Raw genomic sequence first — 15,640 nt, 5'->3', positions numbered from 1 at the left:
TAATCCTGTCAAAACTTCTTGTTCACCGCCGCCATCTCGAGTTCGTGATGGACAATCGTCGCCGGTCGGATTTCTTGCGCCGTGTCGTTGCGCCAGCGGCGGCAGGTCCACCAGGCGGTGAGCAGATCGAACGGATTCGCGCGCGGATCGTGCAAGCAGGTTCGACTCGGGTTTTCATCCACATACATGTCGCCGACGCGAAAGCCGCGCCGCGCCACCAGCCAAGGTAGATAGCGCCGCATCCCGCGAGCCAGATGAATCCCTTCGACGGCCTCGCGCCGCGCTGCCCAAAACAGGCAATCCGGATGGCGGACTTCGAGACCCAAGAGCATCCAGCGTGGAATCCGCCCGACGCGGTGCCAGAATTTCCGCCAGGCCCCGAGCCGCATTCGGCCGAACACCAAATCGAGCCGCGACAGCCGCGCGACCAGGTGCGGAACTTGATCGACCGAGTAGTGGTCTCCCGCCTCGATGGCGATCAAGATCTCGCCGCGTGCGGAGGCAATGCCGGCGGAGAGCGCCGTGCTCGTGCCGGCCGGCTCCGCAAGCCGCAGGAGCCTCAACGCCGGTTCGCAGCTCAGCAATTCGTTAAGCACGTCGAGAGTCGCGGGCGCCGAACCGTCGTCGACGCACAGAATCTCGTAGGGAAGTGACAAGCGATCTAGTTCCGCTCGAAGCCGCGGCACTTGACTGCGAAGCTGCTCGCCGCAATCGCGTTGGGGAATAATAACGGAGTAACGGACCATCGTCGCATCCTTGCGACCGAGGATTTGGCATTGGGGGCGCCGGAAGTATGGCAAACCCCGGCAAATGAGCAAAGGTCAGTTGGAATAAAAAAAGGGCCCGGTGAGCCGACAAGCAGCCGACCGGGCCCTTTAGCCGTGAAAAGCAAGCTCTCCCGAGGCGGGCAGTGGTCGCCATACTGCGGCGACAAGGCTGATAAAGTTCACGGTGCTCGACGTTGCGATTGCGGTCTTGGCCGCGAGCGGCGTGCGGGCGTCGCTCGCGGCCAACTGGGTCGAACTTGAGCGATGGCCCTATAGAGCAGCGCGCGTGCCAATCCCGGCTGCTCGACTCGATTTCTGGAGCGATGGCGGAGAAATCACGGAAAAACTAGGGTTGGCACCGCGGCTGATCCGCGAGCGGAATCGATCCAATCGACACCGAATTGTAAGACTTACAACGTGCGAGTCTGGCAATCGCCGACCGTACGAATTGTGTTGCCCGCGCGATTTACGGGGTCTCTGTCAGGTAGCACAGCGGTTTGATTTCGAGCATGGCTTTGGGCTATGATCCAGTGCTGAGGAGATTCGATAGCATGCTTAACGCGCGTCAGTCACTCGGTATTCTCGGTTGGTTCGTTGGCGCGCTTATCTGTTATGGCCGGCTACAAGCTGAGGAAAACTGGCCCCAATTTCGCGGCCCGGACGGCCAGGGGCACAGCGCCGCGGCGCGAGTGCCGCTCACTTGGAGCGAAACCGAGCATATTCGCTGGAAGACGCCGATCCACGATCGCGGCTGGTCGAGCCCCGTGGTCTGGGGCGACCAGATTTGGCTCACCACGGCCACTGCCGACGGGAAGAAGTTGTTTGCCATCTGCGTCGATCTGGCCACCGGACACATCATTCGCGATCTGGAACTCTTCGATGTCGATAGCCCGGCCGACACCCGCCAATACAACAGCTACGCCTCGCCGACTCCGGTGATCGAGCCGGGGCGGGTCTACATCCATTTCGGCAGTTACGGCACGGCCTGCCTCGACACGCAGAGCGGCGACGTGCTTTGGCAACGCCGCGATTTGCCCTGCAATCATTTCCGCGGCCCCGGCTCGTCGCCGATCCTGTTCGAAAATCTGCTGATCCTGGATTTCGACGGATTTGACTATCAATATCTGATCGCTCTCGACAAGCAAACCGGCCGGACCGTGTGGAAGACCGACCGCAGCGTGGACTACGGCACGACCGACGGCGATATGAAGAAGTCGTTTTCGACGCCGCTGGTGATCGAAGCGGCGGGGCGATTGGAGTTGATCAGCGCTTGCTCGAAGGCGGCTCTGGCCTACGATCCGCGGACCGGCAAGGAACTCTGGCGAATCCGGCACACCGGGTACTCGTCCGCCGCGCGCCCCGTGTTTGGCGACGGGCTGCTGTTCATCAACACCGGCTTCGGCAAGGCCAATCTGCTGGCAGTGCGGCCGGAAGGGGACGGCGATCTCACGGACACGAACATCGCCTGGAAGCTGACGAAAAGCGTCGGATCGAAGCCGTCGCCGCTGCTCGTCGAAGGTTTGATCTATTTGGTCCACGACGCCGGCGTGGCTTCCTGCATCGATGCCCAGACCGGCAAAGAGGTCTGGAGCAAGCGCCTCGGAGGCGACTTCTCGGCCTCGCCAATCTACGCGGCGGGGCGCCTCTACTTTTGCGACGAGGGCGGAAAGACGACGGTCGTCGCGGCTGGTCACAAGTATGAAGAGTTAGCCGCCAACACGCTCGGCGACGGCTGCAAAGCCTCGCCGGCCGCCGTCGGCCAATCACTCATCCTGCGGACGAAGACGACCTTGTATCGGATTGAAGAGCATTAGCACGAAGGAGGTTGCGGTCGTGAGATCTTCTCAACCCGAGCTTCTTGCTCGCCGCAACTCGAGTTGGTCTTCGGAATTCATCCGGAGAACTTCGATGGTTGTTCGACCAACAGCGGTCTTGCCGACGACTCGTACGCGTCGCCATCCGAAATGATCGCGCCACCGATCGCGACGAGGATGAAACAGCGATGTTACCTGCTTTGTCTCGGGGTCAATGCCCGCAATATTCGCCCCTTCGCCAAATTGCAGTCGATGCAAGCCAGCGCCAAGTTGTCGGTATTATCGTCGCCGCCGTGCTTGCGCGGAATGATGTGTTCAATCTGTAACGGCGCCAGCGGGGTCTCGTCCTGACGCAGCCGACAATATTCGCAACGATTCCGCGCTCGCGCACTAACACGATTTCGAGTCGCGCGGTCCATCACTAATTCGGTTGGCCGGCGAGGATTCTTCGGGCCTTCGCTTGCAGGACGGCAACAAATTTATTGGCCCGCACATAGGCTTCGTATTCGGCCTGCTCCAACGCGGTGAGGTCGCCCTCGTTGCTCTTGGCAGCCAATTCCTCGATCCGCAGGCGGAGCGCTTCGTCGCCGCGATATTGGATGAGCGCGCGGGCCTGGTCAGCGGTTAGGATTCTCAGAATCGGATCGGTGACGCGATCAAATGCGGCAACGTCGTAGTTCGTAGTGTCCACGGACTGTACCATTTCTTCAATTACCTCGAATGTCTGCCACCAGCCAAAGCATAGCATCCCTGGCCTGAGGTTGCCTACGTTACAATTGAATTACACTTCTAAAACCGCCGCTCCTCGAATCTCGGCGCAGCGCAGCCGGCGGAGGGCTTCGTTGGCTTCGGTGAGCGGGAAGGTTTGGACTTCGGTGCGGACGGGGATCTGCGGGGCGATGGCTAGAAACTCTTCGGCGTCACGGCGAGTGAGGTTCGCGACCGAGCGCACCGTTCGCTCGCCCCACAGCAGCCGATAGGGGAAGCTCGGGATGTCGCTCATGTGGATGCCGGCGCAAACGAGGACGCCCCCCTTGGCCAACGCTTGCAGAGCCTGCGGCACGAGCGATCCGACCGGGGCGAAGATGATCGCGGCGTCCAAGGCCTCAGGTGGAGCTGCGGTCGAATCGCCTGCCCACACGGCGCCGAGTCCGCGCGCGAACCGCTGGCCCGCTTCGTCTCCCGGCCGCGTGAAGGCAAACACTTGCCGCCTTTGATGTCGCGCCACTTGAGTGATGATGTGAGCCGCCGCGCCGAAGCCGTAAATGCCCAACCGCCGCGCGTCGCCCGCCATCACGAGCGAGCGATACCCGATCAGCCCGGCGCACATCAGGGGCGCCGCCGCGGCATCGGAATAGCCGGCGGGGATCGGAAAGCAGCAGCGCTCGTCGGCGAGCGCGAATTCCGCGTAGCCGCCGTCGAGCGTGTAGCCGGTGAAGCGAGCGAAGTCGCAAAGATTTTCCCGCCCCGACAGGCAGTAGGGACATTTGCCGCACGTGAACCCGAGCCACGGCACGCCGACTCGATCGCCGATCGCGAATCGCTCGACGCGCTCGCCGAGCCGCGCGACGACGCCGACGATCTCATGCCCCGGCACCAGCGGCAGCTTCGGGTCTGGCAGCTCGCCGTCCACGACATGCAGATCGGTGCGGCAAACACCGCAGGCCCGAACCTGCACCAGAAGCTGACCCGCGCCCGGCCGAGGCTCGGGCAACTCCGTCTCGATCAGCGGCGAACCAGCCGCGGAAAGCGCCATCGCGCGCATAAACTTTGGTTCCGAAATCTGTCGGATCAGGCGATACCGTCATTATTAGCCACTGATTGGCACGGATGAACGCGGATTCGGAGAATAAAGCAGTTGTCGGTCGAAGTGGTGCGACAGCGGCATGAGCTTTGCAGCGCAGTGCGCCCTGAAACCAAGCCCAGGTCGCAAGTTTGTGACAATTCCCGGAGCTTTGGGAGGAGGAATTCGTATGAAGACGCTCATCGCACCCATCGCGATTCTTTTGGCGCTCACGGTGACGATCCGGATGACTCGCGCGGCGCCCGCCGACGACCCGAACGTGAAGGAGGGCGCGATCGTGTCGGTCGACGCGCGCAAGCTCGTCTTGTTGGACGCCGGCGGTATGAAATCGAACCTGAACCTCGCCGATTCGGTTCAAGTGACCATCAACGGCAAGCCGTCGAAGCTGATGGACTTGAAGACGGGGACTCAGGTCCGGGTGAGGATGAACGTCGAGGGAGACGCCGTCTCGATCGCGACGATCGACTCGAAGATTAAGTAGTCATTCGCTCGCCTGATGGCGAACGATTTCCCCTTCGACCATGTAGATCACGTCCTCGGCGACGTTCGTGGCCATATCGGCCAGGCGCTCGAGGTGCTTCGAGACCGAATTGAGCTTGAGAAGGTATTCAGTTCGCTCGGGGATGCGGCGAATGCCTTGAAGCACCTGTTGGCGAATTCGCTGCCGAGACGCATCGACCATGTCGTCCTCGATCCGGACCTGCCGGGCCAAATTGGCGTCGGCGTTGACCAGGGCGTCGAGGCTTTGCTTGACCATGTGTTGCGCCTGCGTGGCCATGCCGCGGAAGTCGATCGGCACGTCGACCGGGTCCGCCTTCGCGATATAAGCCACGCGCTTGGCGATATTCTTTGCCAAGTCACCCATCCGCTCGAGATCGTTATTGATCTTGAGCGTGGCCACCACGAACCGCAGATCGGCGGCAACCGGCTGATACAGCGCGAGAATTTTTAGGCATTCTTCCTCGACCTCAACTTCCATCCGATCGACGACCGCGTCGTTGGCGATGATTTTCTCGGCCAGCGCCGCATCGCGGTTGATCAAGGCCGAGATCGCGTTGGCGATCGCTTCCTCGACGAGCGTGCCGACATAAAGAATCTTCTGCTTGAGATTATCGATCTGACGCAGGATGTGCTTGGTCATAACAAATAGAAAGTACGATGTGCGAAGTACAAAGTACGAACAAGAGAGCATCCGGAAAGACCGAAGCGAACTTGAAAAAGCGCCTTGCTCGGCTGGCTGCCACGATTCGCACTTCGTATTTTGTATTTCCGGCGTCAGCCGAATCTTCCGGTCACGTAGTCTTCAGTTTCCCTAAGAACGGGTTTCGTGAAAATGTCGGTCGTGGGGCCGTATTCGATTAAATGCCCCAGGTACATGAACGCAGTATAATCACTGGCCCGCGAGGCCTGCTGCATATTGTGGGTTACAATCAATACGGAGTACGAACCGCGAAGTTCGTGAATCAGGTCTTCCACCTTGCCGGTGGCGATTGGATCGAGGGCCGAGCAGGGCTCATCCAAGAGCAGCACTTCCGGTTCGGCGGCAATCGCCCGAGCGATACAGAGCCGCTGTTGCTGCCCTCCCGACAGGCCGAGCGCGCTCTCGTGCAGCCGGTCCTTCACTTCGTCCCAGAGGGCGGCGCCGCGGAGGCTCCGCTCGCAAACTTCATCCAACAGGCCGCGATCGCGAATCCCGTCGATCCGCAGGGCATAGACGACGTTTTCGTAGATGCTCATCGGGAAGGGATTCGGCTTCTGGAATACCATTCCCATCCGCTTGCGCAGCTCGATCACGTCGACGGCCGTGCGGTAGATCGAGTCGCCGTTGAGCTGCATGTCGCCTTCGATCCGCACGTTGCTCAAGAGGTCGTTGAGCCGATTGACCGAGCGCAATAGTGTCGATTTGCCGCAACCGCTGGGTCCGATCAGGGCGGTCACTTTGTTCAACGGGACGGAGAAAGTGACATCGTGCAAGGCCTGCTTCTGGCCGTACCAGAGGCAGAAGTTTTCGATCTTGACGACCGGGACCTCCTTGGCAAGCGACGGATGGACTTCCGCCGGAAATCGCTCGCCACGGGTGATCGCGGAGAGCCGGTCTCCCGCAGCGTGCGAATTCGCGGCAGGGCGGGCGCCCGGAGCAGTGACGGTCGCGCCGCTCGGCGCCCCAACCGTTGGAGAAGCTGAATTGAAAGATGTCATAGAAATCTCGGTGCCCGACGCGATGTCGTTCGTTCTAGAATTGAGCATTGATGAATTTCCGCCGCAACCGCTTGCGCAACCAGATTGCCGCCAGGTTCGCGAACGCGACGATCGCGATCAACAAAAGCGTGGTCGTGAATAGCATCGGTCGGGCGGCCTCGCTATCGGGACTCTGAAAGCCCACATCATAAATCATATACGCCAAGTGCATGAAGCTGCGATCGGGATGCACATACGGGAAGACGGAGTCGAGCGGCAGTTCGGGCGTGTATTTCTTGACCCCCACCAGCATCAGCGGCGCGACCTCGCCCGCCCCACGAGCCATCGCCAGGATCATCCCGGTGAGTATTCCGGGGAGTGCGCGCGGCAAGACGATCCGTCGGATGGTCTGCCATTTGCTTCCTCCGCAGGCATAGGAGCCTTCTCGCATCGAATTGGGCACCGCGGCCAGCGCCTCTTCCGTCGCCACGATCACCACGGGAGCGGTGAGCAAAGCTAGCGTCAGCGAGGCCCACAGCAGGCCCCCTTTGTTGAACGTCGGATCGTTGTCCGCCAGGCTCGCCCGGAAAAACCCATGAAAGAACGGCGTCTTGGCGACTAGCAGCACGGCCACGCCGAGCGAAACGAGCCAGAGCGTCATCGACAGTCGTCTGAGGCTTAAGCTGCGTTGCGATGCGAGCGCGCCGATTCGTGGCGTGCCGGCGACGCCGATAAAGAATGCCGCGACGCCAAGCAGCCCCACGGCCGCCAGTGCGGCAAACCAAATCAATGGGGGCCAGGGATTATCCGGCCCGCCGTCGATATACTTTCCCATTCCATAGCAGAAGAACCCCAACCCAAACGCTCCGAACACGACGCTCGGCACGCCGGCGAGATTATTGATGGCGATCCGCACGGCGCTGGTGATCGGCCCCGCCTTGGCATATTCGCGCAAGTATAGCGCGGCGAGCACTCCGAACGGCACGACGATGATCGTCATGATGAGCGTCATCGCCATCGTGCCCCAGATGGCCGGGAAATAGCCGCCGGCCGTGTTGGAATCGCGCGGGTCGTCGAGGAGGAATTCCCTCCATCGGGAGAAGTAGATGCCGACCTTGTCGCCGAAACCGAGTTGATTGGCCGGATAGGCGCGCACGATCATATCCGCCGGGATGTCCATCGCCGCGGCTTGAACCGGCTTGAGGCGAAGCTGATAGCGGGCGTTTTCAGCATGCAGCTTGTCGATTTCCGCTTGGATCGATTTGCTCTGCTCTCGCGCTGACTTGGCGATGCGCTCGACCTCTTCGCCCGCCGCTTTGTACTGCGGAGAATCTTCGCCATAATCGAGCCCCGCCTGAATTCTGGCCAACCGAGCCCGTTTCTCCTCGCGATGGATGGCACCCAGCTCATGCTTATCGAGCGAGAGGGCTTCGCTCCAACGGCGGCGAACGTCGGGCTGGATTTCGTCGAATTTTTTCCAGGCCTCGTCGGGCGTGTCGACGACGACTTTCCCGTCGATCAAGAGCGCCTGTAGCTCGCCGTAGAACCGGCCGTGCTCCAATCGCTCAACGACCATCGCCCACTGCGGCCGCTCCTGAGCGCTTGCGGCAAAATCATCGACCCAATGGAATGGCGCCTGGGTCAACTCAAAATTGCCGACGCGGTAGAGCCGCCTCGTCGCCTGGCCGGCGGCGCTCGCGACGGCGGCGCGAGCTTGTTCGGCTGCCTCCTTCGGCAGCGCGGCAAACACGCGATCCTCTGGGCGATAGACCTCCGACCGCGCGATCTCTCCAAGGTACACTTTGCCATCGACGGTCGTCACTCGCACGACCGGCTGCGGCCAGAAGGTGCCGATCCCTTGATACACGACCAATCCCATTAGCCCGAAGACCATGACCAGCGCGACGGCGAGCGCCCCGCCCGTGAGCCAGACCATCGGTTCGCCTCGCGCGGCGAGCGTTGTAAACGGCGAGGCTTTGGGCCGGGTCGGCTTTCGCGGGGCGCGAGCAGCCGGTTTATTGGATGGCGAAGCTTTGGCCGGCGTGGCAAGTTCAGAGGTCATACGCCCTCCTGCGGAACCGCTGCCGCACCATCTCCGCGACGGTGTTGATGACGAAAGTGATTAGAAACAACGTCAACGCCGCCAGGAATAACACCCGGGCGTGGGTCGAGCCGACCGCCGCCTCCGGCAATTGGGAGGCGATCGCCGCCGAAAGCGTCTGAAAACCGTTGAACAGATTCAGGTCGATGATCGGCGTTCCGCCTGCCGCCATCAACACGATCATCGTCTCGCCGACCGCGCGACCCAGACCAATCATCACCGCGGAGAATAGCCCGCTCATCGCCGTGGGGACGACGATCCGCACCGCGGTCTGCCACGGCGTGGCGCCCGCCCCGAGCGAGGCCGAGCGGAGATGCGCCGGCACCGACGCGAGCGCATCGTCGGCCAGCGTATAAATCAGCGGAATGATCGCAAAACCCATCGCGAAGCCGACGACCAGCGCGTTGAGCTGTTCATATCGGCCGACCAAGCTGCCGCGCGGGTCGATCTTCACAGCATCCAGGATCCACGCGACCGCTCCGACCAGTAAGACGGTCAGGCAGACGCCGATCAGGAATTTGCCTAGTTCGATGAGAGCGCAGCGCTGGCGGCCCCACGATCCCGCAAACCCTCGGAGCCAGGGATTGACGACGCGCGTCATGAACAACATGGTGGCAATCGCCCCCAGCGGCAGTAAGAGCAGCATCCAGCCCGGGATGCCGCTGCCGCGCTGATGAATGAGCCAGGCTTTGATGTCGCCATCGAACATGATCCGCTCGACCCGCGGGCCCGCCGCCCCGGCCACGGCCAATCCGACTGGGAGAGCCACGAACAGCATTGCCGGAAATCGAAGCCACGCCATCCGGATGCTCAAGTTGACGGGCAACAATTGCCACAGATAAGCGCCGAGCATCAAGGTCAGCGGCACGGTGACCAGCGCCGCGAGCGACGCCGGCACGACTTGCGAGAAGACGGGGGCGATGACCAAGCCGGCCAAGAACCCGAGCACGACGCTCGGCAGGCTGGCCATGAGTTCGATCGTGGGCTTGATCCGAGCGCGATTGTTGGGGTGCAGAAACTCGCTCGTGTAGAGTGCCGCCAGCAGGGCCAGCGGCGCGCCAAAGAGCATCGAGTAAAATGTCGCCTTGAGCGTGCCGAAGATCAGTGGCGTCAGTCCGAACTTCGGCTCCGAACCTTCCCCGCCGGAGGTTTGCCACACCTGTTTCGGATTAGGCTCCCCTTCGTACCAGACCGGCAGGAAGAGACCCGAGAGGGTCGCATCGGGATGTCCTTCGTCGAATGCCCAACTACTAATTCCGCCGGAAGCCGCGGCAATGACGCGGTCCGCTTTGGGCCCGACGCGAAGGGCATCGATGCGATTGCCGCCCTGCACGAGTTGATCGAGAACAATCTTCTGACTGGTGATGAACAACAGGCGAACTCGACCGCTCCCATAGCCGGCGGCGACCTCGCGCCCGCTCGGCGACGAGACCATCGCCGTCACCGGACTACCCTCGGCTGCGAACGCTTGCGCGTTGGCCATTTTGCGACCGTCGAGGCCAGCCGAATCTTTGCTATCGGTTACGATTACTGGAAACCAGGTTCTCACCTGTCCGAGCGAATCGCCGGCGACGATCGTAAAGCCACCCAAGAGCGGAACGAGCGAAGTGAGCTTCGCGCCGGGTTCGCTGAAGATCCGCAAATCCTCGACCAGTCGCGGTTTCTCGACGTCGCGGATTTCGTAACGCAGCAACTGACCGTTTTCCCAGGCCGCATAGACGTAATCCCCCAATCCGGAGATCACGAGATACTTAGGCGGCCCCTCGACCGATGAGGGAATCTCCAGATCTGTGCCGACGAGCTTGGCGCTCTCTTCGCCTCCGAGATTCAGACCTCCCACCGCTGGCGGCGCGGCGATCCGGAGCTTTCCATTCGACATGTACGTGCAGAAGACGCTTCCCGAAGGAGCGGCCACATGGTCGACCAACAGCACGGACCCTTTCGCGCCGCTATCCAGCGGATCCTCCAATTCGACTTTCAACTGTTGAAGACGGAACTGACCGCTCGGCGTGCGCGTGACCATTCCGTGATCCATCTCAACGGCGTGCAATTCCGTCCCCTTCCGCACGGCGTCCGATACATCCTTCGGCTCGAAGAACTTCGTCGTGAATTCGATCCGCCCCAATCGTAGCTTACCGTCGCCGAAACCGAACGCTCCTTGTTGTCCGTCGACCGCAAAGGAAGCGGCTGTCACGCCGGCTAGCCCTGACTTATCCGGAGTCAAATCCTGCAGTATCGCGCCGCTATCCATCCGAAACGCGCGGATCCGTCCGTCGGGATAGAGCGCCCAGCCGATCAGCCCGAATTCATCCACGCCGACTGCCAACGGGCGCGGGCCACGATCGAGCACGTCCGCCAGCTTTTCCGAAGCCGTGATCCTGGCGGGAGCAAAGAGTGGGATGACGACCGACACGAGATACGCGCAGACGAGCAACACGGCGATAATCGTCCCCACACCGCCGACGGTGATCAGTCCCTTGGCAACGTGGTCGCCCACGGCGACAGACCGTTTGGTCTGGCGCTTGCGCCTGACGCCCGTGAATGTTCGCTGTTCCGTCATGACAGGTTCGTCTGCCGACAAAAGTGGGTGACGGCCCTGAGACCGCCACCCACGGTGTTTGACAACTGCCCAAGCACGCTCTCATGGTGATCACGGCTGATCAACTCGCGCCGGCAACGATCTCACAACCCGACCTTCTTCAAATCCGCCGTCGCGATCTTCGGCAAGATCGGCAAGTAGCCGTTGGTGATCACTTCCTCCTGGCCGCTACGGCTCAAAAAGTATTTGATGAACTCCGCTCGCAACGGGTCGAGGTTACTCCCCGGCTTGTAGTTCACGCTGACGTACAAGAATCGGGCCAGCGGGTACTTGCCCGAGTAGGCATTAGCCGGTTCGGCGGGGATGAACGACTGGCCGGCTTTTAGCGCTAACGGGACCGCGAGAACCCCGGCCGTCTTGTAGCCGATGCCGCTATAGCCCATGCCGAATTTGTCGCTCGTCACGGCCTGAACCACGGCGGAGCTGCCCGGCTCTTCCTTTACCGTGTCCTTATAGTCTCCCTTGAAAAGCGCGTGCTCCTTGAAATAGGCGTACGTGCCGGAAGCCGAGTTGCGGCCGTAAAGATTGATGGGCTTGTCGGCCCATTCACCGGTCAGTCCCAGATCGCCCCAGGTCGTGATTTCCTTCGAGGCGCCCCCCTTGCGATTCTTCGAGAACACCGCGTCGACTTGCTGGAACGTCAGCCCTTGGATCGGATTGTCCTTATTCACATACACGGCCAGCATGTCGATCGCCGCGGGCAACACGGTCGGCTTATAGCCGAACTTAGATTCGAACAAATCAATCTCACCCTTTGCCCAATCGCGGCTCATCGGACCGAAGTTCGACGTCATTTGAATCAACGCGGGGGGCGCGGTGGCCGATCCCTTGGCCTCCACCTCCGCCTGCACGTCGGGATAAAACTTGCGGAAACCTTCGGTCCAACCCGTCGACACTTCGGCCATCGTGTCGGAGCCGACGATCTTGATCGAGCCGGATACCTCGGCCGAGGTTTTCTTATACTCGGGAATGCCCTTATCCACCGCGACTGCTAATGAGGAAGCCGTCGAAACGGTGGAAGCCGCCGCAAGACGGACCGGACCCGCGCCCTCGGCGCCGACTGCTGGCGCGCCACACGCGATGGCAATTCCCGAAACCAATAAACTCAGCTTAAACAGCGATGAATTCAACATAAGACCATGCTCCTGACCGTGGTTTCGATTGGCTTTTTTCGTACGCTTGCACCACAGTTTAAGGCTCGAATGTTAGGATTTCGTTAGGAAGCAAACAAAAGCAGGTTTAGCCCGTGGAGAATACGGTCTCCGCGCATCTCACGGAAGCATGCGCAGATGCTTCGATCAACTGTGGGCCGCTAGCAGCAGCGCAGCGGATTGGCCGGAGGGCGCTTGATTGAGGAGCAGCGCTACCGGCTTGCCGGACGGTTCCGCGGCGCCGTGGACGACGTTGACCGGGCACTCGGGATCGGGGCGCGAATAGTTGAGCGTCGCTGCGATCCGGCCTCTCTCGAAGGCCAACAAGCTGACCGCTATTTCCACCGCCCCGCTGGCAGCGCCGAGGTTGCCGAAGAAACTCTTCGGGGCGGTGACAGGAACGTTTCCCAGCACTTCGTGAATCGCCTGGGCTTCGGCCCGATCGTGCTCGATGGTTCCGTCGCCGTGCGCGTTGACGTGTCCGATCTCCGAGGGTCTGAGCCGCGCCGCATCAAGCGCGGCGACGATCGATTGTTGTATCGCGGTGCCGCGGAGCGATTGACCATCGCGAACTGGTTCAAAGCGGCTCGACGCGGCCAGGATTCGGGCGAGAGCGCGCGCTCCGCGCCGCTCGGAATGTTGCCGCGTTTCGAGAATGAAAGCGGCGGCCCCTTCGCCGTTGACCATCCCATCGCGATCGGCGTCGAACGGGCGGCAAGCACCGGCCGGATTGTCGTTGCGCCGTGAGAGCAGCGCATCGCCATGAAAGATCAGCGAAGTCGGATGCACCCGCATCGCGCTGGCCGCGCCGACGATCATCATGTCGGCTTGCCCGCGCTCGATGATCCGCATCCCCTCGGCCACCGCCAACAAGCTCGAAACCTCCGCCATTACGATCGAGTTGTTGTGCCCCCGAGCGTCGTGGGCGATCGCCACATGGCAGGCAGCCATGTTCGGTAAGTACTTTAGCAGCCAGAGTGGGTAAAGTTCGCTCATCACGCTCGGCGCCCAACGAGCGTATTCAAATTCGCCCTCAACCATCGCTCGCCGATAGACCGGCAACCATTCGGCCAACTCGGAATAGATCGTATCGGCGCCGAACACGACCCCCAGCCGCTCCGGGGCGACGATCGACGGAGAAAATCCGGCATCCGCCAGCGCCATTTCGGCGGCAGCGAAGCCCAATTGAATCTCGCGCGCCATGACCTTCAGGCTCTTCCGCGGGCGGACGAACGCCTTGGGGTCGAAACCGAGCACTTCGGCCCCGAACCTCACGCCGCAGCCGCTGGCGTCGAACGATTGATACGGCCTCACGCCGCTCCGGCCGGCTGCGAGCGAATCCCAAAACGCCTCGCGCCCAATCCCGATGGGGCTAATGATCCCCATTCCAGTTATCACCACTTCCGGGGCAGGGGACATGGGATTGGCGGCATTTTGCCGCGGAGATAAGATACTGGGTAATCGTCAAGGGATAGAGGGTTTCTCGACCGATGAGATAAGAATGCTTGAAGTCGAAGAAGAACAACAGGAGCAGACCTCCTTCTCGCTCGCCGAGACGCGGCACATCGTCCGCGACCTGTTCGCGCCGAATCCCTGGGTTTATTGGGCCGATTTCCTCATGTCGCTGGTGGTGGGAGCGGTCTGTTTCGGGCTTGTCCGCCGGGTGCCGACGTGGATGCCCGGGCCGTCCGGGCGTTTCGTGCAGCTAATGCTGTTCCTGGTTTCGAGCCTGCTTTATTATCGGGCCGCGCTATTCATCCACGAGATCGTGCACTTCCGCAGTGGATCATTCCGCGTGTTTCGGGTGGTTTGGAACCTGCTCTGCGGCATCCCGTTTTTGCTCCCCTCGTTCACTTATTACACGCACCTGGACCATCATCGTCGCAAGCATTTCGGCACCAAGCAAGACGGCGAGTACCTGCCGCTGGGGCATCAATCCACCTGGGCCATCTGGTTTTACCTGTCGCAAAGTCTGATTATCCCCGGCCTGGCCGTGGTCCGCTTCATGCTGCTCACGCCACTTACTTGGGTTTTTCCCGGAGTGCGGCGGTGGGTCCATCAGCGGGCATCGTCGCTGGTGATGGACCCGAGCTACGTGCGGCCGCTGCCATCGCGCGAGGTGCTCCGCGTCTGGCGACTCCAAGAGTTGGGCAGTTGCTTATTTTGCTGGACTGTTGCCATTTTACTCCTCCGCGGATTGCAGCCTGGAGCGGATCCGTATGTTGCCCTTCCGGTTGCTCACGGTGTGCTGCCGATCACATTTCTCGTGCAGGCCTATCTGACGGGGGTCGCGGTCGTGCTGCTCAATTCGATTCGCACGCTCGGCGCGCACCGGTTTATCAACGACGGCCGCGAGTTGACGTTTGTCGAGCAGTTGCTCGATTCGGTGAACTATCCGCGGCGGCCGCTGTTGACCGGGCTTTGGGCGCCGGTCGGGCTGCGGTTTCATGCCCTGCACCATCTGTTTCCTTCGCTCCCTTATCACAACTTGGCGGAGGCCCATCGCCGGCTGATGGTCGAGCTGCCGACCGACTCGCCTTATCGGGCGACCGAAGAATCGAGCTTATTGAGCGCTCTGCGACGGCTATGGCGCCTGTCGCGCGAAGCGGGCCGTAAGCCGGTGGTCCCGGCCGCGTGAGTCGACAAACGGCCGTGCCAGCGCGAGAGATATCGCACTCCATAGGCGATCGGCGATGACGTAGAGGGCACTGTGACGTAGAGGGCGCTGCGACGTAGAGGGCGCTGTGACGCTAGTAGCCGTTGGCGTTTAGCGCCAGCCCGTCGTTCGACAGGTTGAGCTTATCCCACAACCGCAGAGCGCCCGGTGGGCTACCGTAGGTGATGCCCACCTCAATGTAATCGTTGATCCAAGTGACGCTGCCGTCGCACATGGCGACCAGCACGCCGCCTGGATGCATGCTGCGGGCGGTTTGCTGGAAGTCCGGCCCATTGCCGCTCCAGCACGGCATTCCCATCTGCATTAAGATCTTTTGTCCCTTGCTCCCGGTGCCGGAACTGCCACCGAAAGCCGTTTGCACCTCGGTGCACGTCCGCTCGTCGTCGGCGTCGGGGTAAATGGCGTTCGGCCCATTGTCGTCCTGCACATAGCCATGGGCCCAAAGCGCGCTGGCGCCGCCGCTCATCGCCCAGGTGCCGCGAGTGTCTTGAGCGATCAAACCGGCGCGGACTTCCCCTAGCAAGATTGTCTTGCTCGCGCCGTCGTGGA

13 protein-coding genes are annotated in these 15,640 nt (G+C 61.4%); 3 read left to right on the top strand and 10 right to left on the bottom strand.

Translation table 11 applies throughout. The features are described 5' to 3' along the window. Nucleotides 1–8 precede the first annotated feature (8 nt). Entirely contained in the window at nucleotides 9–746 is a 738-nt protein-coding gene (locus VGY55_09790; protein ID HEV2970271.1) for a glycosyltransferase family 2 protein, read from the bottom strand. A 572-nt stretch (nucleotides 747–1,318) separates the two neighbouring features. Between VGY55_09790 and VGY55_09785 the strand changes: the two genes are divergently transcribed. Beyond that, complete coding sequence (locus VGY55_09785; GenBank protein HEV2970270.1) at nucleotides 1,319–2,581, top strand: PQQ-binding-like beta-propeller repeat protein; 1,263 nt, start codon at nucleotides 1,319–1,321, stop codon at nucleotides 2,579–2,581. 421 nt (nucleotides 2,582–3,002) lie between these two features. Here the strand turns inward: VGY55_09785 and VGY55_09780 are convergent, their stop codons facing one another. Both VGY55_09780 and VGY55_09775 read right to left on the bottom strand, forming a co-directional pair. Further along, on the bottom strand, nucleotides 3,003–3,284 hold the full coding sequence (locus tag VGY55_09780) for a hypothetical protein (protein ID HEV2970269.1): 282 nt from the start codon (nucleotides 3,282–3,284) through the stop codon (nucleotides 3,003–3,005). Between the two features lie 78 nt (nucleotides 3,285–3,362). Beyond that, entirely contained in the window at nucleotides 3,363–4,346 is a 984-nt protein-coding gene (locus VGY55_09775) for a zinc-dependent alcohol dehydrogenase family protein (protein HEV2970268.1), read from the bottom strand. A gap of 208 nt (nucleotides 4,347–4,554) precedes the next feature. Here VGY55_09775 and VGY55_09770 point away from each other — a divergent pair, with 208 nt between their 5' ends. Continuing rightward, the gene (locus tag VGY55_09770; GenBank protein HEV2970267.1) at nucleotides 4,555–4,866 is read left to right on the top strand and encodes a hypothetical protein; all 312 of its coding nucleotides are present in this window, start codon (nucleotides 4,555–4,557) and stop codon (nucleotides 4,864–4,866) included. Here VGY55_09770 and phoU read toward each other — a convergent pair whose 3' ends face one another. The 6 genes from phoU to VGY55_09740 all read right to left on the bottom strand — a co-directional run bounded on the left by phoU (nucleotide 4,867) and on the right by VGY55_09740 (nucleotide 13,833). Then, nucleotides 4,867–5,526, bottom strand: coding sequence for a phosphate signaling complex protein PhoU (gene phoU, locus VGY55_09765; GenBank protein ID HEV2970266.1), 660 nt, complete (start codon nucleotides 5,524–5,526; stop codon nucleotides 4,867–4,869). A gap of 134 nt (nucleotides 5,527–5,660) precedes the next feature. After that, nucleotides 5,661–6,584: a phosphate ABC transporter ATP-binding protein PstB gene (gene pstB / locus VGY55_09760; protein HEV2970265.1), complete on the bottom strand. Its 924-nt coding sequence runs from the start codon at nucleotides 6,582–6,584 to the stop codon at nucleotides 5,661–5,663. Nucleotides 6,585–6,618: 34 nt separating this feature from the next. After that, nucleotides 6,619–8,625, bottom strand: coding sequence for an ABC transporter permease subunit (locus VGY55_09755; protein HEV2970264.1), 2,007 nt, complete (start codon nucleotides 8,623–8,625; stop codon nucleotides 6,619–6,621). Next, nucleotides 8,615–11,224, bottom strand: a complete 2,610-nt coding sequence (locus tag VGY55_09750; protein ID HEV2970263.1) for an ABC transporter permease subunit — start codon at nucleotides 11,222–11,224, stop codon at nucleotides 8,615–8,617. Before VGY55_09750 ends, VGY55_09755 begins: the two co-directional genes overlap by 11 nt. 122 nt (nucleotides 11,225–11,346) lie before the next feature. Next, nucleotides 11,347–12,396 carry a PstS family phosphate ABC transporter substrate-binding protein gene (locus VGY55_09745; GenBank protein HEV2970262.1) on the bottom strand — a complete coding sequence of 350 codons (1,050 nt, stop codon included), beginning with the start codon at nucleotides 12,394–12,396 and terminating at the stop codon, nucleotides 11,347–11,349. Between the two features lie 165 nt (nucleotides 12,397–12,561). Then, the gene (locus tag VGY55_09740; protein ID HEV2970261.1) at nucleotides 12,562–13,833 is read right to left on the bottom strand and encodes a beta-ketoacyl-[acyl-carrier-protein] synthase family protein; all 1,272 of its coding nucleotides are present in this window, start codon (nucleotides 13,831–13,833) and stop codon (nucleotides 12,562–12,564) included. A gap of 82 nt (nucleotides 13,834–13,915) precedes the next feature. Between VGY55_09740 and VGY55_09735 the strand changes: the two genes are divergently transcribed. Further along, nucleotides 13,916–15,052, top strand: a complete 1,137-nt coding sequence (locus VGY55_09735) for a fatty acid desaturase (GenBank protein ID HEV2970260.1) — start codon at nucleotides 13,916–13,918, stop codon at nucleotides 15,050–15,052. A gap of 112 nt (nucleotides 15,053–15,164) precedes the next feature. Here the strand turns inward: VGY55_09735 and VGY55_09730 are convergent. Further along, the coding region (locus tag VGY55_09730) for a DUF1559 domain-containing protein (GenBank protein HEV2970259.1) at nucleotides 15,165–15,640 on the bottom strand (476 nt) is incomplete at its 5' end.

The organism is Pirellulales bacterium, assembly GCA_035939775.1.
In the GTDB taxonomy this organism is placed as follows: domain Bacteria; phylum Planctomycetota; class Planctomycetia; order Pirellulales; family DATAWG01; genus DASZFO01.
The sequence above is the reverse complement of the archived record's forward strand: the minus strand, read 5'-3'. Positions and strand labels throughout refer to the sequence as shown.

Bases quoted from the DNA above. Each gene is read 5' to 3' on its own strand.
- VGY55_09745 (HEV2970262.1), bottom strand. From the start codon at position 12,396: ATGTTGAATTCATCGCTGTTTAAGCTGAGTTTATTGGTTTCGGGAATT.
- VGY55_09775 (HEV2970268.1), bottom strand. From the start codon at position 4,346: ATGCGCGCGATGGCGCTTTCCGCGGCTGGTTCGCCGCTGATCGAGACG.
- VGY55_09755 (HEV2970264.1), bottom strand. From the start codon at position 8,625: ATGACCTCTGAACTTGCCACGCCGGCCAAAGCTTCGCCATCCAATAAA.
- VGY55_09770 (HEV2970267.1), top strand. From the start codon at position 4,555: ATGAAGACGCTCATCGCACCCATCGCGATTCTTTTGGCGCTCACGGTG.
- VGY55_09785 (HEV2970270.1), top strand. From the start codon at position 1,319: ATGCTTAACGCGCGTCAGTCACTCGGTATTCTCGGTTGGTTCGTTGGC.
- phoU (HEV2970266.1), bottom strand. From the start codon at position 5,526: ATGACCAAGCACATCCTGCGTCAGATCGATAATCTCAAGCAGAAGATT.
- VGY55_09740 (HEV2970261.1), bottom strand. From the start codon at position 13,833: ATGTCCCCTGCCCCGGAAGTGGTGATAACTGGAATGGGGATCATTAGC.
- VGY55_09735 (HEV2970260.1), top strand. From the start codon at position 13,916: ATGCTTGAAGTCGAAGAAGAACAACAGGAGCAGACCTCCTTCTCGCTC.
- VGY55_09790 (HEV2970271.1), bottom strand. From the start codon at position 746: ATGGTCCGTTACTCCGTTATTATTCCCCAACGCGATTGCGGCGAGCAG.
- VGY55_09780 (HEV2970269.1), bottom strand. From the start codon at position 3,284: ATGGTACAGTCCGTGGACACTACGAACTACGACGTTGCCGCATTTGAT.
- VGY55_09750 (HEV2970263.1), bottom strand. From the start codon at position 11,224: ATGACGGAACAGCGAACATTCACGGGCGTCAGGCGCAAGCGCCAGACC.
- pstB (HEV2970265.1), bottom strand. From the start codon at position 6,584: ATGACATCTTTCAATTCAGCTTCTCCAACGGTTGGGGCGCCGAGCGGC.